This window comes from Rhodovulum sp. MB263, assembly GCF_002073975.1.
Taxonomy (GTDB): Bacteria; Pseudomonadota; Alphaproteobacteria; order Rhodobacterales; family Rhodobacteraceae; genus Rhodovulum.
Window position 1 is genome coordinate 2,352,813 of record NZ_CP020384.1, and the last position, 23,435, is coordinate 2,376,247.

Below are 23,435 nucleotides of genomic sequence, written 5' to 3' on the forward strand. Positions count from 1 at the left end.
CGCGCCTTGCCCCCGCCTTTTCCGAGCAGGGTCCCAGATGCGCCTTTACTCCGTTCTCTTCGCCTGCCTTGTGCTGGTCGCGGTGGTTTTCGCAGGTCCGGTCGCGGGGCCCGCGCTGGCGCAGTCGGCCACGGCCGGGTCATCTTCGGACCAGACCAGTCCGATCCAGATCATTCTTCAGGAAAACCGTTGGCTTATCGAGAAAAGCTCACGCAGGACCATCGGCCCGGCCATCGCCGCGGTCGCGACCAGCGGCCTGCCCCAGGCCCGGAGCGTGCTGGAGAGATGGCAGGACCGGGCGCTCTACCTGCGCAAATCCGACGGCCGCTTCTTCTTCGCCGAGGCAAGCGGGGCCGGCGGCGAGCGCCTGATCGACATCGCCACCGGCGCCGATACCGGCCCCGCGACCCGGCAGGAGCTGGAGCAGCTCCGGCCAAATAGCGGCGTGCGCGCGCTGATCGGCGCGGCGCTGGTCCCCTTCCAGTTGACGGATCCCGATCCGGCGGTCCGCTCGGGCGCGCTCGATGCCATCGCGCGGGATGCCGCGCCCGGTCATCTGGAGGCGCTGCGCGGCGCCATCGCGACCGAGACCGATCCGGGGCTCAGGGCCCGCAAAGAGCGGCTGGAACGGCTGCTGACCATCGCCTACGCCCCCGATCCGGCCGACCGGATCGCCGCCATCGAGAGTTTCGCGGGCGATCTGGGCGTCGATGTGCGCGCCGCGCTGAACCCTCTGGTCGCCACCACCCGCGCGGTCGCCCCCGGCGCGCCGCCCGGAGACGAGAACATCGCGCGCCGCCTGAGCCCGGGCAGCGACGCCCTGCCCGCGGCAGAGGCCTACCGTCTTCTGGTCGAGGCCGGTCTGGCCCGGCCCCGCATCAGCGCCGCCGACAAACGGAACGCGCTGGCGGCCCATATCGAGAACGGCACCGTCGCGGGCCTGCCCGTGGCCGGCCTCGACAGCGACGAGGCCCGCGACCGTGCCTATGCGGCGCTGGAGGATCAGGGCCTCGTGCCGCCCACAGCGACCGAAGCGGAGGTGCAGGCGGCGCTCGATGCCCATGTCTTCTATGACCGCTACGCCGAACCCGACCCCTCGGTCACCGCCGCCGCCGAGGCCGCGCTCGACGCCATCGCCTTCAAGGTGGGGCTGAACCAGGCCGTCAATCTCTCGCTCGACGCGCTGTCGCTTGCGTCGATCTACTTTCTCGCCGCCATCGGGCTGGCCATCACCTTCGGCGTGATGGGGGTCATCAACATGGCCCATGGCGAGTTCATCATGATGGGCGCCTATACCGGCTATGTGGTCCAGCAGATCGTGCCGGATTACACCCTCTCGATCCTGATCGCGCTGCCGCTGGCCTTCGCCGTGACCTTCGCGGCCGGCGTTGCGATGGAGCGGCTGGTGATCCGCTGGCTTTACAACCGGCCGCTGGAGACGCTGCTGGCGACCTTCGGCATCTCGGTCGCGCTGCAGCAGCTGGCCAGGAACATCTTCGGCACCCAGGCCCGGCCGCTGACCTCGCCCGCCTGGCTCGACGGCGCGCTGCATCTCAACGACGTGGTCTCGATCAGCTATATCCGGATCGCGATATTCGTGCTGGCGCTTCTGTTCCTTGCGCTTTTCCTCTTCATCATGCGCCGGACGCGGCTCGGGCTCGAGATCCGTGCGGTGACCCAGAACCCGCGCATGGCCGCTTCAATGGGGATCGACCCCGACCGCATCAACATGCTGACCTTCGGGCTCGGCTCGGGCATCGCGGGGGTCGCGGGCGTGGCTATCGGGCTTTATGCCAAGGTCACCTCGGAGCTCGGCCAGGACTATATCGTGCAAAGCTTCATGACCGTGGTCGTGGGCGGCGTCGGCAATATCTGGGGCACGCTCATGGGCGCCACCATGATCGGTTTCCTCCAGAAGGGCATCGAGTGGCTGAACCCCGGCAATACGCTCGCGGCCCAGACCTACATGATCCTCTTCATCATCCTCTTCATCCAGATCCGGCCGCGGGGCATCGTCGCGCTCCGGGGCCGCGCCGCAGGAGACTGAGATCATGGCGCTTTGCATCCCCCTTGCCGACCTGTCCGATCCGGCGATCCGCCGCCTTCTGGCCAGCCATGCCGCGTTCTGCGAGGCTACGAGCCCGCCCGAAAGCCGCCATTTCCTGCCCCTCGAAGGGCTCGACATGCCCGAGGTCACGGTCTGGGCCGCCTGGGACGGCGCCGAGATCGCGGGTATCGGCGCGCTGAAGGCGCTCTCGCCCGAGGCCGGCGAAATCAAGTCGATGCACACCGCCGCCGCCTGCCGGGGGCAAGGGGTCGGCGCAGCCCTGCTGGCCGCGATCCAGACCGAGGCCCTGAAACGCGACTATCGCGCGCTCTGGCTCGAAACCGGAACCGCAGCCGCCTTCGCGGCGGCCCGCGCGCTTTACGAAGGCCAGGGGTTCGAGCCCTGCGGCCCGTTCGGCACCTACCGGATCGACCCGCACAGCGCCTATTACACCAAGCGCCTCGCGCGGCAGGAGGCAGGCCTTTGAAACAAAGCCTCTTTGCCCGAAACCCGTCGGTGCTGATCTTCCTCGGTCTGCTTGCGGTGTTCGTGGCCGCGGTCACGGTCCTTGGCGAGGGCATCGGCATGGGCCTCGTCTCGACGAGCTTCGTCAAGACGCTGGGCAAGACGCTCTGCCTGTGCCTGATCGCCATCGCGATGGATCTCGTGTGGGGCTATACCGGCATCCTGTCCTTAGGCCATTTCGCCTTTTTCGGGCTCGGCGGCTACATGATCGGCATGTGGCTGATGTATGCCCGGACCGAGACCATCGTCGCGGCCTCGCTGGCGCAATCGCCGATCCCGCCCACACCGCAGGAGATCCGCGACGCCATCGGCAGCCAGATCTTCGGCGTGGTCGGCGGCTCGGACTTTCCCGCGATCTGGGCCTTCGCCCATTCGCTGCCCTTGCAACTGGCCCTTGTGGTGCTGGTGCCGGGGCTGCTGGCACTGATCTTCGGCTGGCTCGCCTTCCGCTCGCGCGTGACCGGCGTCTATCTGTCGATCCTGACCCAGGCGATGACGCTGGCGCTGTCGCTGTATCTTTTCCAGAACGACAGCGGGCTACGGGGCAATAACGGGCTTTCGGGGCTGCAGAACATCCCCGGCGCCGCGGATGTGCCGCAATCGCTGCTGTCGATCTGGTTCTTCTGGGCCTCGGCCCTGGCACTGGGGCTGGGCTACCTGCTGGCGGCCTTCGTCGTCTCGGGCAAGTTCGGCTCGGTGATCCGGGGCATCCGGGATGACGAGGCGCGGGTGCGCTTCCTCGGCTATCCGGTCGAGGCCTACAAGCTCTTCGTCTTCACCCTGACGGCGGTGATCGCGGGCATTGCGGGTGCGCTTTACTATCCACAGGCGGGCATCATCAACCCGGCCGAGATGGCGCCCATCGCCTCGATCTATCTCGCGGTCTGGGTCGCCATCGGCGGCCGGGGCCGGCTTTACGGCGCAGTGATCGGCGCGGGCCTCGTCTCGCTTCTGTCGAGCTGGTTCACCGGCGGTCAGGCGCCCGACCTGCCGCTTGGCCTCTACACCGTCAAATGGGTCGACTGGTGGCAGGTACTTCTGGGCCTCGGTTTCGTCCTCGTCACCCTGTTCGCACCGAAGGGCATCGGCGGGCTCGTCGATCTGATCCCGCGCCGGAGAGGCCCCGCCCGCCAAGGCGCCGATCCCGGTCCGGATACCGGCCCGTTCCGCGAAGAGGAGGCCAGCGAATGACAGCCCTGCTCGAGGTCTCGGGCGTTTCCGTCAGTTTCGACGGCTTCCGCGCCATCGACAACCTCTCCTTCGAGATCGGCCCGCGCGAGCTGCGTGCCATCATCGGCCCCAATGGCGCGGGCAAGACCACCTTCATGGACATCGTCACCGGCAAGACCCGCCCCGATACGGGCCGGGTGCTCTGGGGCGAGCGCTCGGTCTCGCTTCTGAAGATGAGCGAAGCGCGCATCGCGCGCGAGGGCGTGGGCCGCAAGTTCCAGCGCCCGACCGTGTTCGAGGACCAGTCGGTCTTCGACAACCTGCTGATGGCGCTGAGAAAGGACCGCAGCCCCCTCGCCGTGCTGTTCTATCGCCAGAGCGCGCGCGACCGCGACCGGGTGGCCGAACTGGCCGGGGAAATCGGGCTGGGAAACCAGCTTGGGCGGAAGGCGGGCAACCTCAGCCACGGCCAGAAGCAATGGCTGGAAATCGGCATGTTGCTGGCACAGGAGCCGCGCCTTTTACTGGTCGACGAGCCCGCCGCGGGCATGACGCTTGCCGAGCGCGCGCACACGGCCGGGCTTCTGAAAGAGGCCGCGAAGACCCGCGCCGTGGTGGTCGTCGAACATGACATGGACTTCGTGCGGCGGCTCGGCTGCCGGGTGACGGTGCTCCATGAGGGATCGGTTCTGGCCGAGGGCAGTCTCGACCATGTCACGAGGAACCGGCAGGTGATCGATGTCTATCTGGGGCGCTGAGAGATGCGGGAAACCATGCTGAAAACCAATGGCCTGACGCTGCATTACGGCGGCTCGCAGATCCTGCATGGCGTCGATATCGAGGCCCGCACGGGCGAGGTGACCTGCCTCATGGGCACCAACGGCGTCGGCAAGACCAGCCTGCTGAAGGCGATCTCGGGCAGCCATCCGCGCTCGGGCGGGGGGATCGAGCTGGACGGTGCCGCGCTGGGGCGGCTTTCGGCCCAGGCCATGGCCCGTCGCGGCGTGGGCTACGTGCCGCAGGGGCGGATGATCTTTCCGCTGCTGAGCGTGCGCGAGAATCTGGAAACCGGTTTCGCCTGCCTGCCCCGCTCCGAACGATTCGTGCCCGACGAGATCCACGAGCTGTTCCCGGTGCTGAAGGAGATGGCGCAGCGGCGCGGCGGCGATCTGTCGGGCGGCCAGCAGCAGCAACTGGCCATCGCCCGGGCGATGATCGCCCGGCCCAAGCTCCTGCTGCTCGACGAGCCGACCGAAGGCATCCAGCCCAGCATCATCCGGCAGATCGGCCGGGTGATCGCCCATCTGCGCGATCAGGGCCGGATGGCGATCCTGCTGGTCGAGCAGTATTTCGACTTCGCCCATGACCTCGCCGACCGCTTCTACGTGATGGAGCGCGGCCGCATCACCCTGTCGGGGACCAAGGCCGAGCTGCCGAAAGACCGCCTGATCCGCGCCGTCTCGGTCTGAAACGAGGACGCTCTGCGCCGGAAACGCCCCGGTCCTGCCTTATTTCCTCCTCGATTGCAGCGCTTCTGGCTCACAAAGCTGTGACACGAGGATTGCGATAAATGCTGGGACTGGTTCTGGTCGGAATGGCGGTCGGTTATCCCTGTGCCGCGATCGCGCTGTTCATCACGCAGTCCTGGATCGCGGCGCTGGCCACGCTGTCGCTGAGCGGTATGCTCGCCATGCTTGGCCTTGGCCTGAGGCTCGCCGTCATCCCGGATGACCCCGCCCGGCCCGCAGGCTGACATCCCCCGGGCCACGGCAACTCGCGACGGGCCTCGTCGCGAAACCCTCGCGCGGCGGCACATCACGCCGCGGTCCCGCGACCGGCTCGGGGCTGGCGCGTCGAGAAACAGGCCCGCCTACTTCCATGTCGCCGCCGAAACCGCCGGGGGCAGGCATTTCCCTTCGATCTGGAAGGACGGGGGATGTGGGGTGTCAGGCAAAACTGACTTTCATGTCAGATGCCTGACCCCGCAGGCGGAACTTCCGGAATGCGGAGTGGCGTTGCCCGGTTGAGCTCGCGATCGTAGGGTCAGGACAATCCTGCCTTTGTCTGATCTCGGAAGTCTCGTTTGGCCAAGAGCCTCCCTGCCATCCCCGGAAATACCTTTCCTCAGTTGCCGCTGACTGTGCCGCATGCGGCGTTCGAGCCGGCATCGTCCTTGTTGTCCCGACTCGCGGCGAGGGGCGGCGCAAGCTCCATGCAAAGATTCTGCGGCGACATTGCCTTTCCAATCGATCCCTTGTTCCGTGGGGAGAAGGTCGCGATAGGGCAATTGGCGCAGCTGGCCGGGTGCGATGCAGCTGCGTTGGAATGGGTGTCAGTCCGCCACCTCGGAAAAGGGCATTTCCGACTGCGAGACGAATTTGCCTCCCTCCAGAGCTTTCAACGCTTGCGCGTCCGTGTCTGCCCCGAATGTGTAAGGGCAGAGGCACCGTCTGCAGCTGAATCGTGGCGTGTTCCGCGCCGCCTGCAGTGGAAATTCTCGTCGATCAGAGGCTGCCCCGAGCATGGCTGTATGCTCGTGACCCTCCCGCCAGAGAAGTTTAGCAAAGATGCCAGGGATTTTTCGGCGCAGCTTCGGAAGCACTACGGCTGGGTCGTGGATCAGCCGATGATCCACGCAGGCCACAGCCCGTTAGAGCAGTATCTCACCGACCGCATCCTGAAAGGGCGGGGCGATCGATGGATCGACCGTCTCGAGCTCAATGTGGTGTCGCGCGCATGCGAGGTGCTGGGGCTGCGGATCGCCGTCGATGCCTACCACCATCGCGCGCATCGTGGCTTGGAATACGCGACACCCGTCGACACCTGGAACCGATTGATGGCGCTCTACGGGCATATCCCCCGGACAATGGCATGTCTTGGGTCAGAAATGCTTGGCATTTGGGTCGGGAATGCTTGGCAGAGCGTGGGTAGTTGGAACTGCAACCCTGGCTCTCGCGCAGCGGAGCGGCCGATACGGGCTCCGGGGCAACCCGCTCGGGCGCTCTCTGCCGGAAATCCGATTGCCGAATACCAAGACCGCACGGCTAATGTCCGATGATCGCCGCGCCGAGGAACTCGCGGGCGGTCGCGGCCCGTTCAGAGCCGTGCAGGACCAGCTTCGCGCGGATCTCGATCCGGCCTTCCGGAAGGGTTCCCGCGGGGACCGGAACGAGATGGGTCTGCACGGCGGAAGACGTGGCAGCGGTCGCTCCGAAGGGCGATACCGAGCCGATGCGGCGTCCCCCGCTCGTTTCGAGCACCAGTTCGGCGCCGGCCGGCAGGGGACCCGTGCGCACGGCCAGGACCAGAGCGCCCGCGCCCGGGGCGACCTCGATCGCCGACGGGCCCATCCCGGTACCGCCGCCCGCCGCCTGAACGGTCGTGGCGGCGGCCCAGAAAAGGACCATGGCTGTCGGTCCGGCCGGGATGCGGAGGTTTCGGGTCAGAAGCTTTCGAAGACGACCGATTTGAGAACCCCCTCCAATGGCGCGGATTCGAGCATCTGACCTTTGATCGCCGTTCCCGAAGCCGCCAGCGTCACGTCGATCGCGCCACTTTCACGCAGCGTTCCAGCCTCACGCAGGCGCGTCATGGCATCGGTCACGTCGATGACCGCGGTGAAGTCGTGGTCATGGCCTTGCAACATGCCGAAGAACTCGAACGAGCCGGCAAAACCGGGGCTGTCCTCTGACAGCTCTGGCATCTCGCCGCCGGGAGACACGAAGACATCGAAGCTCAGCCCCTTAAGCTCCCTCGGGGGTTTGAAGGTGACCTGGGCAAACTGCCTTGTCTCTTCCTTCCCGGCGGCCGCAAAGCCCTCGGGCAGGGAGAGACTGGCCGTGGCCCCCTCGTTCAGACCGAAATCCTTGTTTGCCAGGGCGATTGCATTGGGAGCGATGCCGCGCCTGGACTGCAGTCCAGCGGCGGAAGCGGACCCCGACCCCGGCGTATAGGCATAGCCCCAGGGCTCGATAGCCATGGAGGCGCCGGCGGTGCTGGGGGCGGGCTGCCCGGCATCGTCGATATAGAAGAGGAAGGCCTCGGGATCGAAGCGCGGCGCCTCCTCTGCTGTGGGCAGTGCGGTCCGGCCCGCATTCCGTTCCTTCGTGGTCCAGACGTCCCAGAGCCGGTCGACATTGCAGTGATGCATGAAGAAGATCGGATCGACCGAGGACAGAAGCGAGGGCATCCAGCCGCCCGCGACGCTTCCCAGGTCGTTATGCACCTTGTTATGCGGCTGACCCTCGATGATGGCGGCCCCCACACCCTGGTTGTGGTTCTGGCTTTCGGGACTGTTGAAACCGGTGCGGGCGTCGCTTGTGGCGACGACGGTGGTGAAGATCTCTGGCGCGAGCCCGGCCTCGATGATCGGCAGCGTGACCGCATCCGAGGCGGGCGGAGTCAGATCCGGGGCGGCGAGCGTCTTCGAGCGCCCGTTGGCGCGGTCGGCGGTGAAATTGGGCTGCACGCCCGTGGTCCAGAAGCTATCGAAATCGGGGAAGTCCCGCAGGGTCTCCTGTTGCTTCTGGGCGTCGCTGAGGCCGCTCCAGAAAGCCTCGATCGGGTCGTGATAGGCGCTCTCGAAGCTGTCCCAGTCGGGGTAATGGCTGCTGGTGGGATCGAGGGCGTTGTCGGGATAGGTGCCGCTGGCAAAGAAAGTGTCGGCGACGAAGGGATCGGCGGTCCAGTCCCAGTAGGGCATGGCAAAGTTCTCGTCCTCGCCGTAGATCCGGACGATCCGTTCCAGGTGGGCGACATAGGGGCGGTGCCAGACGAAGAACCACCAGTTGCCATGCGGGCAGTCCATCAGGTGGATCATCGCATAGCGGAACCAATTATGCGGATCCGAGGGCTCCAGCGCCCACATCGCGGCAACGGCCTTGCGGTAGGTCCGGAGGTGGGCGATGCCCTCTTCGCTGGTCATGCTGACGCGCAGGTGGCTGGCCTGTCCGGCGGCGCTTCGGGCAAGGAATGGCACGGCAAGAAGAGCTGCTCCGCCTTTCAGGACGGTGCGACGGTTCGTGGAAATCGTTCCGGTCATCTGACATGCTCCCGATGGATATCAATGGTCGCTGTCCGGCCGCGCCTGCGGGATGTCTCCGGAAAAACTTGTCAAGATTGGCCGAAAACCGTCACGCTCCGGGGCATCCTGCCGTCTGACACGGCAGGTCTTGAAATGCGTCCGCATTAATACCACAGTCGGCGCGCTGTGTTGAATGAATTTCCAGGCTTCCCTCGCGCCTGCGCAAATGACAGGAACCTGCCGATAGCCGCCGTTCGACAACTCAAGCCTGCGCCGCCCGCGGATCGCGGAAGCGGCCGTTCATCGCGGTTGCAGCACGCCCTGTAGCCGCCAACGTCCAGAGAGCGACTTAGTGAGTTTTCGCCGTAGCTGCGCCAGTGACTGCTTTGAGATCTTGGCCTTGCTTGCCTCGGTTGCGCTCAAGCAAACACTCGTGCCATTTTCGACGGCATGAAACAGTTTGCGTGAGCAATGAACGATGTACACTATATGGAACGCGTTAAGTTGGTGTGTGTGTGCAACTGACCGGCTCGTCTTCGGTGAGAAACATCTCAGCAAGTCGCATATAGACGTGCGAACGCTTGCTTGTTTCGTTGTTTCGTCGATTGCGTTTTTTGTTGGCATAGGTGCTGGCAGCTTCATGGAGTCTGATTTCGCGATATTTTTAGTTTGGCTGTGTGCGAGCGCTCCTATGGCTCTTGTGTTCATCGCGCGTCACCAAAGATTACGTAGCTAAGTTTTTACCTATCGTGGTGAGTTGTCAGACATTAGCTCATCCCGCAGCAGCACGAAGTATGGGCTCCTTCCAGCCGTTCGCCGCATGCTGTTCGGACGACCACTGTCGGCTTAGCGTAGGGTTCCACACCCTGACCCAACCCGGAGGACCACGATGAAAGATCTGACAATGAGCGAAGACATTACCAAGGAAGACGTCACCGTCCTGATCATCCGCGCCAAGAAGAAGGCCGGCCTGACCTGGGAAGCCATCGCGGAAAAGATCGGCATGTCGGCCGTTTGGACGCATTCCGCCGCCATGGGCACGAACGCCTTTACCGAGGAGAAGGCCAAGGCCCTCGTCGCCCTGCTTGACCTCCCCGAAGAGGCCACCGACGCCATGGTCGAGAGCCCGACAAAGGTTTGGCAACAAACCGTTCCGACTGATCCCTGCATCTACCGCCTCTACGAGATCGTCGGCGTCTACGGCCCCACCATCAAGGCGCTGATCCATGAGAAGTTCGGAGACGGCATCATGTCCGCGATCGACTTCGACATGACGGTAGAGCGTGTCGCTAATCCGAAAGGCGATCGTGTGAAGATCGAGATGTCCGGGAAGTACCTCGGCTACAACGCCTGGTAAGATTGACGGCGGGCCGCGAAGGCGGCCTGCTGAACATTCACGCGGTGTATCTGAGCTACCCCCCGAAATTCGGACAGTGACGTAAGCTACGATTTGCAGTCTGCTGATCTTCGACGAGAAGGAGATCAGAGATGTCGAAACGCAAGCAGCACGCGCCTGAGTTCAAGGCGAAGGTCGCGCTGGAAGCCCTGAAGGGTGAAGAGACGGCGGCCGAGCTGGCGAGCCGGTTCGGAGTGCATCCGACGATGATCCATCAATGGAAGCGCGCCCTGCTCGAAGGCGCGTCCGGCGTGTTCGAGCGCGGTGGCCGCAAGAGACCCGAGATCGACGAGGAGCAGGTGAAGGAGCTCCACGCCAAGATCGGGGAGCTGGCGGTGGCCAACTCTTTTTGGAACGAAAGCTGAAGCCCTGGGGCGGGAAGTGAGGCGCGGTATGATCGAGCCTGACCATCCTCAGCTGTCCATCGGTCAGCAGTGCAGGCTGCTGTCGATTGCGCGCTCGTCCTATTACTACGAGCCGAAGGGAGAGACCGCACAGAACCTCGGCCTGATGCGGCAGATCGACGAGCAGTTCCTGTAGACGCCGTTCTTCGGTGTCCGCCAGATGACCTGGCACCTGCGCAATGACGGGCATCTCGTGAACGAGAAGCGAATACGCCGGCTAATGCGCCTCATGGGGCTGATGCCGATTTACCAGAAGCCCAACACGAGCAGGCCGGCGAAAGGACACAAGACCTATCCTTACCTTCTGAAAGGGCTGCACGTGGATCGTCCGAACCAGGTCTGGTGCTCGGACATCACCTACCTGCCCATGCGCCGCGGGTTCCTATACCTCATAGCGATCATGGACTGGCACACGCGCAAGGTTCTATCCTGGCGGATCTCGAACACCCTGGAGGCCGACTTCTGCGTCGAAGCACTGAGCGAGGCCATCCACAAGTTCGGCCCGCCCGAGATCATGAACACGGATCAGGGCAGCCAGTTCACGTCCTGCGCCTGGACCGACCGGCTCCGCCGATCCGGTGTGCGCATCTCGATGGATGGGAAAGGCCGATTCCTCGACAACATCTTCATCGAGCGGCTGTGGCGAACCCTGAAATACGAATGCGTCTACCTGCATGCCTGGGAGACCGGATCAGAGACGAAAGGGGCTATCCGGAAATGGATGACCTTCTACAACCACCAGCGTCCTCACTCAGCCCTCGGCGGCAAGCCACCGGCGCTGGTTTATTGGCAGAGAAATGATATCAACAAACCCGATCAGCAGGTGCAAAGAGTAGCTTAAATTACGCCAGATACTGTCCAACCGATGGGGAGTAGCTCAATCAACCGAACTTTTGGAGTCGGCTTCCAGAGAACTTGCCAATTTTGCGGATGCAGACACAGTCGGCTTCCCGCCCTTTGTGAAGGCGTTGCGAGGGGCTGACTTGGGTCGGAAATGCCTGACGTTTGGGTTGCTTTTGCCTAGCGCTGCATGCCTATTTGATTCAGAAAAATGGCGCCAGTGAGTCAGATTTGCGTGACATTCGACAGGGGATTTGGGCCGCGGATCCTCATGAGCGGAGGCAGGGCTTCGAGCCCGGCGCTTTCGACTTCGGGTCCGCCCGGATACGCCCCCCGCATCCATCGCGACGCTCCCAAACGCGGCATCGGCCCGACCTGAGGCAGGACAATCTGTCCGCCCGCCCGCTGCGCGAGGCCGACACCGCCCGACCGGCCCGGGCAGACCGCCTGACGGGCTGACCTGCAGGCGGGCTCAGGCCTCGGCCAGCACCTCGGTCAGCGTCGCGGCCGACAGCGGCACCGGATTGCCCTTTATCGAGGACGAGCCCATCGCCTCGGACGCGACCTCAGCGCGGTCCATAGCGGGCAGCGGCGGCAGGCCCGCCGCCGCGATCCAGTCTCCGAACCGGTCCAGAGCCTCCACGCCCTGTCCGCCGAAAGCCGCGCCGATCCAGTCCAGAACCCGTTCGATCCGGGCCAGGTCCTTCCCTGCCCCGGCCAGCGCCGCGCGATTGGCCCGCAGGACCGGCACCAGCAAGCGGCCGCAGATCGCGCCATGGGCCGCCCCGATCCGGCCGCCGATCACGCCAGCGAGCCCATGCACCGCGCCGAGCCCGGCATTGGCCAGGGCGAGCCCGCCGGTGAGGCTGACCCGCGCCATCGCGTCCCGCGCCGCCGGGTCCTCGGCCGCCATCAGGCGCGGCAGCGCCGCCAGCCCCTCGGGGATCGCCGCGGCGCACAGCGCATCGGTCAGGGGCGTCGCGCGGCAGGACAGATAGGGCTCGATCACCTGCACGATGGCATCGAGCCCCGAGGCCAGCGTCACTGCGCGCGGACAGCCGTCTGTGAGGGCCGGATCGACCAGCGCCAGACGGGGAAGCATGCGGATATCGCGCAGGCTGACCTTGCGCCCCGCCGCGGGCACGCCGATCACGGCATTGCGCGTGGCCTCGGACCCGGTTCCCGCCGTGCTGGACAGGGCGGCAAAGGGCAAGGGCGCGCGCGGCAGCGGCAGACCCGCGCCCACCACCTCGAGATGATCGATCACCGGCCGGTTCGAAGGCACAAGCGCGGCCAGCGCCTTGCCCAGATCGATCACCGCGCCGCCCCCAACGGCCACAACCGCCTCGGGCGCGAAGGCCCGCGCCTCGGCAAGCGCCGCCTCGAGCCCCGGCAGATCGGGCTCGCCCCGGCCGCGGATCTGGCAGACCTCGGCACCCGCCCCGGCAAGATCGGCCGCGAGCCGGTCGGCAAAGGCCACCGACCCGCCCCGCACCAGAAGGATGCGCCGGCCCCAGCCCAGAAGCGCGGGCACCGCCTCGGCCGCCCGGCCCCGGCCGAAGACGATGCGACCCGGCCCGGCAAAGTCGAAGGCTGTCACGCTCAGACTGCCTGAACCGCCGCGACCGCGCGTTTCCAGCGCCCATAGCGCGCCTCGCGCTCGTCGGCTTCCATCGCGGGGGTGAAACTCCGTTCCAGCGCCCAGGTCTCGCCGAATTCCGCCATCGCCGGGTAAAGCCCCGCGCGCTGGCCCGCGAGCCAGGCCGCACCCATCGCCGTCGTCTCCAGCACCTTCGGCCGGTCGACCTGGGCCCCCAGGATGTCGGCCAGGAACTGCATCGCCCAGTCCGACGCGCTCATGCCGCCATCGACGCGCAGCGCGGTATCGCCCTCGGCCGACCAGTCGGCCCGCATCGCCTCGAGCAGATCGCGGGTCTGATAGCCCACCGATTCCAGCGCGGCACGGGCGAATTCGGCAGGCCCAGAATTGCGGGTCAGCCCGAAGACCCCGCCCCGGCAGTCGGCGTTCCAGTAGGGTGCGCCAAGCCCCGTGAAGGCCGGCACCAGCACCAGATCCTGACCGGGATCGGCGCGTTCCGCGAGTCCCTGGGTCTCGGCCGCCGAGCGGATGATCTCGAGCCCGTCGCGCAGCCATTGCACCACCGCGCCCGCGATGAAGATCGAGCCTTCCAGTGCATAGGTCCGCTTGCCGTCCATCTGATAGGCGATCGTGGTCAGCAGCCGGTTCTTCGAGGCGACCGGGGCGTCGCCCGTGTTCAGGAGCGCGAAACAGCCCGTGCCATAGGTCGATTTCAGCATGCCGGGCCGGAAGCAGGCCTGACCGATGGTCGCCGCCTGCTGGTCGCCCGCGATGCCCATGATCGGGATCTCGCGGCCGAAGAGGTCGGGCCGGGTCATGCCGAAATCGCTGGCGCAGTCGCGCACCTCGGGCAGCATCGACATCGGGATGTCGAGCATCCGGCACATGTCCTCGGACCAGACGCCCTTGCGGATGTCGAACAGCATCGTCCGCGCGGCATTGGTGGCGTCGGTGACATGCACCTTGCCCCCGGTCAGCCGCCAGACCAGCCAGCTGTCGACGGTGCCGAAGGCCAGTTCGCCCGCCTCGGCCCGCGCCCGCGCGCCGTCGACATTGTCGAGGATCCACTTGAGCTTGGTGGCCGAAAAGTAAGGGTCGAGCAGCAGCCCGGTGATCTCGGTCACCTGCGCTTCGCAGCCCTGCTCGCGCAGGTCCCGGCACAGATCGGCGGTGCGGCGATCCTGCCAGACGATGGCATTATGCAGCGGACGGCCGGTGGCACGATCCCAGACCAGCGTCGTCTCGCGCTGATTGGTGATGCCGATGGCGGCGATATCCTCCGAGGCCAGTCCGGCGCGCTCGATCACCTCGCGGCTGGTCCCGGCGGTCGAGGTCCAGAGATCGTCGGCATCATGCTCGACCCAGCCGCTGGCCGGGTAGTGCTGTTCGAATTCCTCCTGCGCGGTCGCAGCCACGCCAAGGTCCTTGTCGAACAGGATCGCCCGGCTCGACGTGGTCCCCTGGTCGATGGCGAGAATATGCTGCATGGCAAGTGCCTCCCGTTTTCCCCGGTTTCGTTGACAATTTTCTACAGGGAAATGACCGGGGCCGGAAGAGACGGCGCGGGCGGCGGGTTCAGACCCGGCCGTCGGCCCCCGACAGGAAGACATCGACCGCCAGCTCGATCCGCTCGCGGATGCGCGCGACATCGTCCTCGACGCCGCGCAGCAGGTCCTCGATCGTGCAGGGCAAGGCCATGTCGAGCAGAAGATCGGCGGCACGCGCCGTATCGGACAGCCGGATCTCGCGGCGGGCGACGGCGCGGTCGAGCTCGTCGCGGATCGCCCGGCTGAAGCTGCGCGGCCCCTCCTCGATCAGCAATTCGACCAGGTTGGGATAGCGCGGGGCCTCGGCCATGACCGCACGCAACAGCTCGAGCGGCGCGGCACAGATGCCGGGGGCGAGATCGGGCCCCAGCAGCCGCTTCAGCCGGGCCGGCAACGGCAGGTCGCGCTCGGCCGGTGTCAGCGGCCGCACCACCCGTGCCCCGAGCCGCCTCAGCACGCCGGCGAACAGCTCCGTGCGCCCGTCGAAGACGGCATAGAGGGTGCGCTTGGACATGCCCGCCTCGCAGGCGACCGCTGCCATGGTGGTGCCCGAAAGGCCGCTTGCCAGCAGCACCTTCTCGGTCGCGTCCAGAATCACAGCCTCGCGCTCGGAAGCCGTCATCTGCAGCGGCCTGCCGCGCCTTGGTGCGGTTGCGCATCGGTTCAAGGCAACTCTTCCGCAGTTAAGGTGACTGTCATATCCGCCGTGCAGTTTGATGTTGCACAGAGGCGCGGAAGCAAATACCGAAACCCGAAGGTTTTGTAAATCCGTGCGACCGAATGACCGCCCCGAGAGGAGCTTTTACATGACGCGATCCCGTCCGCGCCCTTCCCGGGCCGTTCTTCCTGTTCTAGTTGCGGCACTTACGCTGACCGCGGCCGCCGCCTTCGCGCAGGCCCAGGGCGGCGGACAACCGCCGACGGCAGTGACCGTCGTCACCCTCAAGGCCGAGGATGTGACGCTGAAGACCAGACTGCCCGGGCGCGTGATCGCCTCGGGCATGGCCGAGGTGCGGCCGCAGGTGGCGGGCATCATCACCGACCGTCTGTTCGAGGAAGGCGCCGATGTCGAGATCGGCGACGCGCTCTACAAGATCGACCCGGCCAGCTACGAGGCCCAGGTGGCTGCGGCCAGGGCCTCGGTCGCGCAGGCAGAGGCCAACCTGAAAGCCGCCGAGAAAGAGGCAACCCGGGTGCAGACGCTGCTTGACCGCAATGTGGCGAGCGAGCAGAAGGTCGATGACGCCATTGCCGCGCGCGATGCCGCGAGCGCCGCGCTGCAGGTTGCCGAGGCACAGCTTCTGAGCGCCGAGATCGACCTCGAGAGGACCACGATAAAGGCGCAGCTTTCGGGCACGGTCGGGCGTTCGCTGACCACGCGCGGCGCGCTGGTGACGGCCGGACAGGCCGAGCCGCTGGCAACGATCCGGACGCTCGATCCGGTCTATGTCGACGTCACCATGTCGGCGGCCGAGCTGGTGCACTGGCGCCGCGGCCATACCGAGCGCAGGCTGGCCAATGCCGATGTCTCGGTCGAGCTGAACCTGCCCGACGGCAGCGGCTACGAACACAAGGGCACTCTGACGGCGGCCGAGCCCCATGTCGACGAGCAGACCGGCGTGATCGTTCTGCGGATGAACTTCCCCAACACCGAACGACTGCTTCTGCCGGGCATGTATGTGCAGGCCGACATGCCCCAGGGCGTGATCGAGGGCGCGATCCTCGTGCCGCAGGAAGCGGTGGGCCGCGACAGCCGCGGCCGACCGACGGCGTTGGTCGTCAATGCCGAGGACGTGGTCGAGTCCCGCGTGCTGACGGTGCTGCGCGACAGCGGCAACGAGTGGATCGTGACGGACGGCGTCAGCGACGGCGACCGCGTGATCGTGGCCGGTCTGCAGAAGGTCCAGCCCGGCGCCAAGGTCGCTCCGCAGGAACGCGGCGCCGCGGCGGCAGACGGTTCGGACGGCGGCGGCGAAGGCCAGCCTGCCCAAGGCAACTGAACGGCAAGGAGCCCCTGTAAATGGCCCGTTTCTTCATCGACCGCCCGGTCTTCGCCTGGGTCATCTCGATCCTCATCATGGGGATCGGGCTGCTGTCGATCTCGTCGCTGCCGGTCGCGCAATACCCGCAGATCGCCCCGCCCAACGTGACGGTGAGTGCAACCTATCCCGGCGCATCGGCCGACACGGTCGCCAATACCGTGACCCAGGTCATCGAACAGCAGATGACCGGCCTCGACGGGCTGCGCTACATCTCGTCCTCCTCGACCTCGGAAGGCGGCGCCTCGATCGAGCTGACCTTCGAGACCGGCACCAATCCCGACATTGCCCAGGTGCAGGTGCAGAACAAGCTGGCACAGGCGACCGCGCTGTTGCCCGAGACGGTGCAGCGCCAGGGCGTGACCGTGCGCAAGTCCTCGGCCAGCTTCCTGATGGTGATCGCGCTGATCTCGAAGGACGGTACACTCGATCAGGTCGACCTGTCGGACTATCTGGAAGCGAACCTCGTTGACGAATTCGCCCGGATCGAGGGCATCGGCGAGGTGCAGGTCTTCGGCTCGCAATATGCGATGCGGATCTGGCTCGATCCCTCCAAGCTTGCCGCCTATGAGATGACCCCCTCGGACGTGGTCGCGGCGGTCTCGGCCGAGAACGCACAGATTTCGGCCGGTTCCTTCGGCTCCCTGCCCGCCCCGGACGGTCAGCAGCTGAACGCGACGATCACCGCGCAATCGCTCTTGTCGACGCCCGAGGATTTCGAGCAGATCGTGCTGCGCGCCGAAACCGACGGGGGACTTGTTTTACTGAAGGATGTCGCCAGGGTCGAGATCGGTGCCGAGAGCTACTCCACCATCGCCCGCCGGAACGGCCAGCCCGCCGCCGGCATGGCACTCCGGCTCGCGCCCGGCGCCAACGCGCTCGAAACCGCAAACCGGGTCAAGGCGAAGATTGACGAATTCTCCGAGTTCTTTCCCGATAACGTCGACTACGTGATCCCCTACGACACCACCCCCTTCGTCAAGATCTCGATCGAGGAGGTGGTCAAGACCCTGTTCGAGGCGATCATCCTGGTCTTCCTGGTGATGTTGCTGTTCCTGCAGAACATCCGCGCCACGCTGATCCCGACGCTGGCAGTGCCCGTGGTGCTGCTGGGCACCTTCGGGGTGCTCGCGATCTTCGGCTATTCGATCAACACGCTGACCATGCTGGCCATGGTGCTGGCGATCGGCCTTCTGGTCGACGACGCCATCGTCGTCGTCGAGAATGTCGAGCGGATCATCGAGGAAGAGGGTCTGTCGCCGCGCGAGGCCACGCGCAAGTCGATGGGCCAGATCACGGGCGCACTGATCGGCATCGCGCTGGTGCTGTCGGCGGTGTTCATCCCGATGGCCTTCTTCGGCGGCTCGACCGGCGTCATCTACCAGCAGTTCTCGGTCACCATCGTCTCGGCGATGGCGCTGTCGGTGCTGGTCGCGCTGACCCTGACGCCCGCGCTCTGCGCCTCGCTCCTGCGCTCGAAGGATGCGGTCCATACCCATCGCGGCCCGTTCGGCTGGTTCAACATCCTGTTCGAGAAGATCGCCGGAGGCTACGGTTCGACCGTGGGCTGGATCGTGCGGCGGCCGCTTCGGGTCGGCGTGATCTATATCGCGCTGGCCGGGGTGATGGCGCTGCTCTTCATCCGGACCCCCACGGGCTTCCTGCCCGAGGAGGATCAGGGCATCCTGTTCACGCTGATCCAGGGCCCGACCGGCGCGACCGCAGAACGCACCCAGGCGGTGGCCGACGAGATCCAGAACTACTACCTGGCCAACGAGGCCGAGAACGTCAATTCTGTCTTCACCGTCACCGGCTTCTCCTTCGCCGGACAGGGGCAAAACATGGGGATCGGCTTCGTCCAGCTGAAGGACTGGGACGAGCGCGAGGACCCGTCGCAAAGCGTGCAGGCCATCGCCGGACGCGCCTTCGGCTCGTTCAGCCAGATCCAGGACGCGCTGGTGTTCCCGATCGTGCCGCCTTCGGTCATCGAGCTTGGCAACGTCTCGGGCTTCGACTTCTACCTGCAGGCCCGCGGCGGCCAGAGCCACCAGGAACTTCTGGCCGCGCGCAACCAGCTTCTGGGAATGGCCGCGCAAAGCCCGAAGATCGGATCGATCCGGCCCAACGGGCTGGAGGATGCGGCCCAGTTCAATCTGGACATAGATTGGCGCGCAGCCGGTGCGATGGGGCTGTCGGCGACCGATGTGGGCAATCTGCTCTCGGTTGCCTGGGCGGGCAAATACGTGAACGACTTCGTCGATCGCGGACGGATCAAGCGGGTCTATGTCCAGGGCGATGCCGAGGCACGGGCGACCCCCCAGGATATCGAGCTGTGGCGGATCCGGAACGACTCGGGCGGGCTCGTGCCCTTCTCGAACATCTCGACCGCAAGCTGGGAATTCGGCGCCCAGGGCCTGACCCGCTATAACGGCATGCCCTCGATGCAGCTTCAGGGTTCGCCGGCCGATGGCGTGACCACCGGCGAGGCCATGGCCGAGATGGAGCGGCTGGCCGGCCAGCTGCCGCCCGGCTTTGCCATCGCCTGGACCGGCCTGTCGCTGGAAGAGCGCGAATCCGGCAGCCAGGCGCCGCTTCTGTATGCGTTGTCGCTGGCGGCGGTGTTCCTCTGCCTCGCCGCGCTTTACGAAAGCTGGGCGATCCCCTTCGCGGTGATGCTGGCCATGCCGATCGGGGTTCTTGGCGCGCTTCTGGCGGCCTGGCTCGGCAATTTCGAGAACGGCGTGTTCTTCCAGGTGGCGCTGCTGACGGTGATCGGCCTGACCGGCAAGAACGCGATCCTGATCGTCGAGTTCGCCCGCGACCGGCAAGAGGCGGGCGAGGGCCTGTTCGAGGCCGTCATCCATGCTGCCCAGCAGCGGTTCCGGCCGATCATCATGACCTCGATGGCCTTCAGCCTCGGCGTGCTGCCGCTGGTGCTGAGCTCGGGCGCGGGCTCGGGCGGGCGCAACGCCATCGGCTCTGGCGTTCTGGGCGGCACGCTCAGCGCCACCATCCTCGGCGTGCTGTTCGTGCCGCTGTTCTATACCACGATCCGCAAGGTCGCGGGCGGCCGCATGGCCAAGTGACACGGCGCCGGAAAGCTGCGCATCGCCCCAGGACGCCCGGCCGGAAACGGCCGGGCGTTTCCGCTTGGGGAAGCATCTCACGGGGGATATTCCGGCCGGCATGCACGGCCCGCCCTGGCAAGGCGGGACAGGCTCAGAACGCGTCGTCGCCCGGAGCGCGGCGGCGTTGCTGCCACTGGTCGTAGAACGTGACCCGGCCGCGCCCCCGCCGCTTGGAGTCGTAGAGCGCGATATCGGCCTCCTGCAGCAGCACGTCGGAAGAGGGCCGCCGGGAGACGGTCGCAAGCGCGATGCCGATGCTGGCCGAAATCCGGCATTCCACCCCTTGCAGGCTCATCGGCTGCTCGATCCGTTCAATCAGCCGCGAGGCATGGGCAAGCAGATGATCGCGGTCGCCAAAATCGACCATCAGCACCACGAATTCATCGCCGCCGATCCGGGCGACGACATCGCGGCTCCGGAAATGGCTGCGCAGGACCGCCGCGACGATGCGCAGGACGCCATCGCCCACCCCATGACCATGGCTGTCATTGACCGCCTTGAACAGGTCGAGATCGACCTGCATCAGCGCGAAAGGCAGGTCGCTTGCAACCAGCCGGCTCAGCGCATCGTCGAAGGCCCGGCGATTGGCAAGCCCGGTCAGCGTGTCGGTCGCGGCCTCGACCTCGGCAGAGACACGGGCCCCGTTCAGCCGAAGCGCCAGCCGCCTGAGTTCTCCCACGACCGCGGTCTTGGCCTCGTTGAGATAGAGAAGCTCGATCGCGAGGTCGGTCGGCGCGAAATCCGACGAGGTGAGGTCGAAACGACCGACGGCGTCGACCAGCGAGATCCCGAGCGACAGGTTCAGCAGCGCCGCCCCCCCGGACAAGGGAACCACCAGCCCCTTGAGCGCGATCTCGGGCCGGGCATTCAGCGTGAACTTGAGCGCAACGCCCTGCATCTGCAACAGATCGTCCAGCCGACGCGCCGCGCGGGGCCGGCGCAAGGTGACGATCTCGGTCCAGGCGCATGGCAGCAGCGGTGCCCCGGCCAGACGCTGCAGGGTCGGCCCGGCCCGGAGCACCTCACCGCCGGCGCCAATCCAGACATGCATCGGCATCAGCCGGTCGAGCGCGGCACCGGACAGTCCCGGCCCCGCGTCGCAGCCCACGCCCTCGTCGCCGCCCGGCCTGTCGGACAGGTGCGTCATGGCAGCGGCCCCTTCAGCGAGAAACTGCGGCCGGTCGAGAAGGAGCTGTCGAGCAGGCGGACCCCGAGAAGGCCACCATCGGGCCGCTCTTCAAGCGGTTCGAGCAGAACCAGCGCCCCGTAATCGTCGGCCATCGCCCGAAGCAGCCCCTGCAGGATATGGAAGGCCTCGGGCCAGTCGCCGCGACAGTCGAGCCGGTACCCGTCGGCCGCATCTTCGGCGAGGCGCAGCTCGGGCAGGACCAGATCGGGCACGGCAAGCCGCGTGCGGTCGGGCAGATCCTCGAGCGAGAACAGGAAATCGAGGAATGTCTCGCCGCCGAAGCGCAGCAGGCGCCGGACCGGTTCGAGCGCGCTATGCGACACCAGATAGGTTCCCAGATCCTCCAGCAGCATGGTCTGCGGCAGACCGAGCCGGGCGCCGGCGGCGCCAAGCAGCGCCTCGGTGGTATCATCATCGTAGTTCAGCATGGCCTCGAAGGCGTGACGTTCCAGCCCGGCATCGCGCACGATCTCGGCCCACACCTGTTGACCATAGGTGTCGGCAAGAAAGAAATGGATGGCGCGATTGATCAGCCCGTGCATACGAACCGGCCCACTCCCTGAACGATCTGGCAGAGGCGATCCTCTCCGCGTCGGCTTAAGAAATGGCAAAGATGCGCCCGCCCCGGCCGGCATCCGCTGCCCCGATCGGCGTCGGGGCCCGGCGCGCCGGATCAGCCTTGCGGCTCAGCGCCCGAAGAACAGCGTCCGGCCCTCGACCTCGACCGCATTGAGCCGCATCGGCCGCAGCTCGTAACGGCCCGCGATCAGGGCATCGATGGCGGCGCCCGCGTCTCGATAGGGATTGGCCCCACCGAGATAGTCGGGACTGCGCATCGAATAGCCGCTCGCTTCGGGGAAATAGGCGCGCAGCAGCGGGCCCTCCCCCGGGCGCTGGGCCAGAATCAGGATCTCGTCGCCGGGCCGGTCGCCGGAGAGATCGGCCAGGACCGCAACGCAGGAGGGGTTGCCCCCGGCCGTGCGCAGGGCGCAGGCTTCGGAGAACTGCCGGACTTCCCAGGGCCGCAGACCGGCGATGAACCCCTCGGGCAGCACCGCGCCCTCGGGCCGGACCGGAAGCGTCCCGACCAGCCGGTTTCGATCCTCGACAAGCGTGCGGCCACGCCGCGCCATCTCGAAATCGGAGCGGCTCGCTGCAAGCTTCAGCGTGGCAAGCTGCCTGTCCATGCCCTCGTCGCCGGATCCGTCCGGCATCGCGGCCAGCCGCGCGAGCGCGGCCTGCCCCGCCCGGCCCCAGTCATGGCCGAGGGTCCAGAGATCGAGCTGCTCGGCCGGAACGCGCCCGGCGGCGTAGCGCGCCACCTGATCGGAGGCCGAGATCCGCTGCGGATCGAGCAGCGGCGTCAACAGCCCCGCCGCCAGCACCATCGCCGTCAGCGCCATCGCCACATTGACCCGCCGCACCCCGACCGCCCAATGCCGCGGCCGAAGCGCCGAGGCGGCATAGCCAAGCCCGTAGCCCAGTGCCAGCAAGGCCAGAATCGCGGCCAGCACCCGCTCGGGCGTCGCGCCATACTGCCCCAACCGCATCGCCACGGCGGTTCCGGCCAGCGCCGCCAGAACCGGCAGCAGAAGCGCCAGAAGTCGCGCGCTTCCCTCGGCCAGCCCGCCCCGGGGCCGGCACTCCTCCCCGGCATCGGCGACCGAGGAAATCAGCGTGACCGAACCGAAGGCCGTTGCCAGCAGGATCGAGGCCGCCGACAGACCGCCGAAGAGATGCCCGATCCCGCGCAGCGGCAAGGCCAGCAGAAACACCGCGACCACGGCCAGCACGACCGGCAGCAGCAACCGGAACAGCCCCAGCACCAGTTCGGGCGAGAGATATTCGGACCGCTCGCCGACGACCGCCAGCGCAAGCCCCAGCGTGACCCCGCTCAGCAGATAGGGCACCGGCCTGAGATCCAGCAGCCAGTCGATCGCCTGCAATCCGACCAGACCGAACAGCGCGTTCGACAGAAACAGGATCCCCCAGACCAGCCCGACGAAAAGCCAGGCCGCGGCAAGCCGCACCATGATCTCCCAGGACCGGGTGAACAGCGCGCGATAATCGAGCCAGCGCCCGCCGGGAGAGAAACCCGAGATCAGGAAGGGCGGCGCCAGGACCAGCAATGCGGCAAAGGCGGCAGGCGCGACGATATCGTCGAGCGCGCCCGAAACCGTGTCGAAACGCAGGCTGGCCCAGGTCACGAGCCCGGCCATCGGCAGGGCCATCAGGGCCGCCGCCGCCAGCGCCCGGCCAAGCCGGAGCGCGCCCGCCATGGCAAGCGCGGCGACGAAGAAGGCGGTTCCGAAAACCGAGAGGAACAGGTGAAGCCGCGCCAGCCCGGCCATCGGCCCGGGCAAGAGCCCGAACATAAGCCAGGCCGCAAGCCCGGCGACGCCGCCCAGAATTCCGAAGCTCCACCGCCCCGGCTGGCCGTCCGCTGCCTCTGCCATCGTTGTCTCCTAGATCCTCGCCGCGCGACCATAGCGCCGGGCGGACACGCGGACCAGAGCGCCGGGGCGCC

General features: G+C 66.6%; 18 protein-coding genes and 1 pseudogene. 11 read left to right on the top strand and 8 right to left on the bottom strand.

The window, feature by feature from the left end; genetic code table 11:
- Positions 1-37: 37 nt before the first annotated feature.
- The 7 genes from urtB (at position 38) to B5V46_RS11010 (ending at position 6,800) form a co-directional block, all read left to right on the top strand.
- Positions 38-2,047 carry an urea ABC transporter permease subunit UrtB gene (urtB, locus tag B5V46_RS10980; protein WP_080616639.1) on the top strand — a complete coding sequence of 670 codons (2,010 nt, stop codon included), beginning with the start codon at positions 38-40 and terminating at the stop codon, positions 2,045-2,047.
- Positions 2,048-2,051: 4 nt separating this feature from the next.
- Complete coding sequence (locus B5V46_RS10985) at positions 2,052-2,534, top strand: GNAT family N-acetyltransferase (RefSeq protein ID WP_080616640.1); 483 nt, start codon at positions 2,052-2,054, stop codon at positions 2,532-2,534.
- Positions 2,531-3,763, top strand: a complete 1,233-nt coding sequence (urtC, locus tag B5V46_RS10990) for an urea ABC transporter permease subunit UrtC (RefSeq protein ID WP_080616641.1) — start codon at positions 2,531-2,533, stop codon at positions 3,761-3,763. The genes B5V46_RS10985 and urtC overlap by 4 nt, the downstream gene beginning before the upstream one ends.
- Positions 3,760-4,500: an urea ABC transporter ATP-binding protein UrtD gene (urtD, locus tag B5V46_RS10995; protein ID WP_080616642.1), complete on the top strand. Its 741-nt coding sequence runs from the start codon at positions 3,760-3,762 to the stop codon at positions 4,498-4,500. Before urtC ends, urtD begins: the two co-directional genes overlap by 4 nt.
- Positions 4,501-4,515: 15 nt before the next feature.
- A complete protein-coding gene (gene urtE, locus B5V46_RS11000; protein WP_080618025.1) occupies positions 4,516-5,211 on the top strand; it encodes an urea ABC transporter ATP-binding subunit UrtE in 696 nt (231 codons plus the stop codon).
- 101 nt (positions 5,212-5,312) lie between these two features.
- Positions 5,313-5,495 (top strand): hypothetical protein, encoded by a 183-nt coding sequence (locus B5V46_RS11005; protein ID WP_080616643.1) that lies wholly within the window; start codon positions 5,313-5,315, stop codon positions 5,493-5,495.
- 387 nt (positions 5,496-5,882) lie between these two features.
- The gene (locus B5V46_RS11010) at positions 5,883-6,800 is read left to right on the top strand and encodes a TniQ family protein (RefSeq protein ID WP_080618026.1); all 918 of its coding nucleotides are present in this window, start codon (positions 5,883-5,885) and stop codon (positions 6,798-6,800) included.
- Here the strand turns inward: B5V46_RS11010 and B5V46_RS11015 are convergent.
- Together B5V46_RS11015 and B5V46_RS11020 are read right to left on the bottom strand one after the other, a co-directional pair.
- Positions 6,787-7,149, bottom strand: a complete 363-nt coding sequence (locus B5V46_RS11015; RefSeq protein ID WP_080616644.1) for a hypothetical protein — start codon at positions 7,147-7,149, stop codon at positions 6,787-6,789. The genes B5V46_RS11010 and B5V46_RS11015 overlap by 14 nt on opposite strands.
- 35 nt (positions 7,150-7,184) lie before the next feature.
- On the bottom strand, positions 7,185-8,783 hold the full coding sequence (locus tag B5V46_RS11020) for a tyrosinase family protein (protein WP_080616645.1): 1,599 nt from the start codon (positions 8,781-8,783) through the stop codon (positions 7,185-7,187).
- Between the two features lie 871 nt (positions 8,784-9,654).
- Here B5V46_RS11020 and cynS point away from each other — a divergent pair.
- A complete protein-coding gene (gene cynS, locus B5V46_RS11025) occupies positions 9,655-10,122 on the top strand; it encodes a cyanase (protein ID WP_196774235.1) in 468 nt (155 codons plus the stop codon).
- A 131-nt stretch (positions 10,123-10,253) separates the two neighbouring features.
- Positions 10,254-11,406: pseudogene (locus tag B5V46_RS19805) on the top strand (IS3 family transposase).
- Positions 11,407-11,877: 471 nt separating this feature from the next.
- Here B5V46_RS19805 and B5V46_RS11040 read toward each other — a convergent pair.
- The 3 genes from B5V46_RS11040 to B5V46_RS11050 all read right to left on the bottom strand — a co-directional run bounded on the left by B5V46_RS11040 (position 11,878) and on the right by B5V46_RS11050 (position 15,174).
- Positions 11,878-13,005: an iron-containing alcohol dehydrogenase gene (locus B5V46_RS11040; protein ID WP_080616648.1), complete on the bottom strand. Its 1,128-nt coding sequence runs from the start codon at positions 13,003-13,005 to the stop codon at positions 11,878-11,880.
- Between the two features lie 2 nt (positions 13,006-13,007).
- A complete protein-coding gene (gene glpK / locus B5V46_RS11045) occupies positions 13,008-14,492 on the bottom strand; it encodes a glycerol kinase GlpK (protein ID WP_080616649.1) in 1,485 nt (494 codons plus the stop codon).
- An 88-nt stretch (positions 14,493-14,580) separates the two neighbouring features.
- Complete coding sequence (locus B5V46_RS11050; protein WP_080616650.1) at positions 14,581-15,174, bottom strand: TetR/AcrR family transcriptional regulator; 594 nt, start codon at positions 15,172-15,174, stop codon at positions 14,581-14,583.
- 184 nt (positions 15,175-15,358) lie between these two features.
- Here B5V46_RS11050 and B5V46_RS11055 point away from each other — a divergent pair, with 184 nt between their 5' ends.
- Together B5V46_RS11055 and B5V46_RS11060 are read left to right on the top strand one after the other, a co-directional pair.
- Positions 15,359-16,552 (top strand): efflux RND transporter periplasmic adaptor subunit, encoded by a 1,194-nt coding sequence (locus B5V46_RS11055; protein ID WP_080616651.1) that lies wholly within the window; start codon positions 15,359-15,361, stop codon positions 16,550-16,552.
- Positions 16,553-16,572: 20 nt separating this feature from the next.
- Entirely contained in the window at positions 16,573-19,677 is a 3,105-nt protein-coding gene (locus tag B5V46_RS11060; protein ID WP_080616652.1) for an efflux RND transporter permease subunit, read from the top strand.
- A 133-nt stretch (positions 19,678-19,810) separates the two neighbouring features.
- Here the strand turns inward: B5V46_RS11060 and B5V46_RS11065 are convergent, their stop codons facing one another.
- The 3 genes from B5V46_RS11065 to B5V46_RS11075 all read right to left on the bottom strand — a co-directional run bounded on the left by B5V46_RS11065 (position 19,811) and on the right by B5V46_RS11075 (position 23,364).
- Entirely contained in the window at positions 19,811-20,866 is a 1,056-nt protein-coding gene (locus B5V46_RS11065; RefSeq protein ID WP_080616653.1) for a GGDEF domain-containing protein, read from the bottom strand.
- Positions 20,863-21,450, bottom strand: a complete 588-nt coding sequence (locus B5V46_RS11070; RefSeq protein WP_080616654.1) for a heme NO-binding domain-containing protein — start codon at positions 21,448-21,450, stop codon at positions 20,863-20,865. Before B5V46_RS11070 ends, B5V46_RS11065 begins: the two co-directional genes overlap by 4 nt.
- Before the next feature lie 144 nt (positions 21,451-21,594).
- On the bottom strand, positions 21,595-23,364 hold the full coding sequence (locus tag B5V46_RS11075; RefSeq protein WP_080616655.1) for a DUF4153 domain-containing protein: 1,770 nt from the start codon (positions 23,362-23,364) through the stop codon (positions 21,595-21,597).
- Positions 23,365-23,435 lie beyond the last annotated feature (71 nt).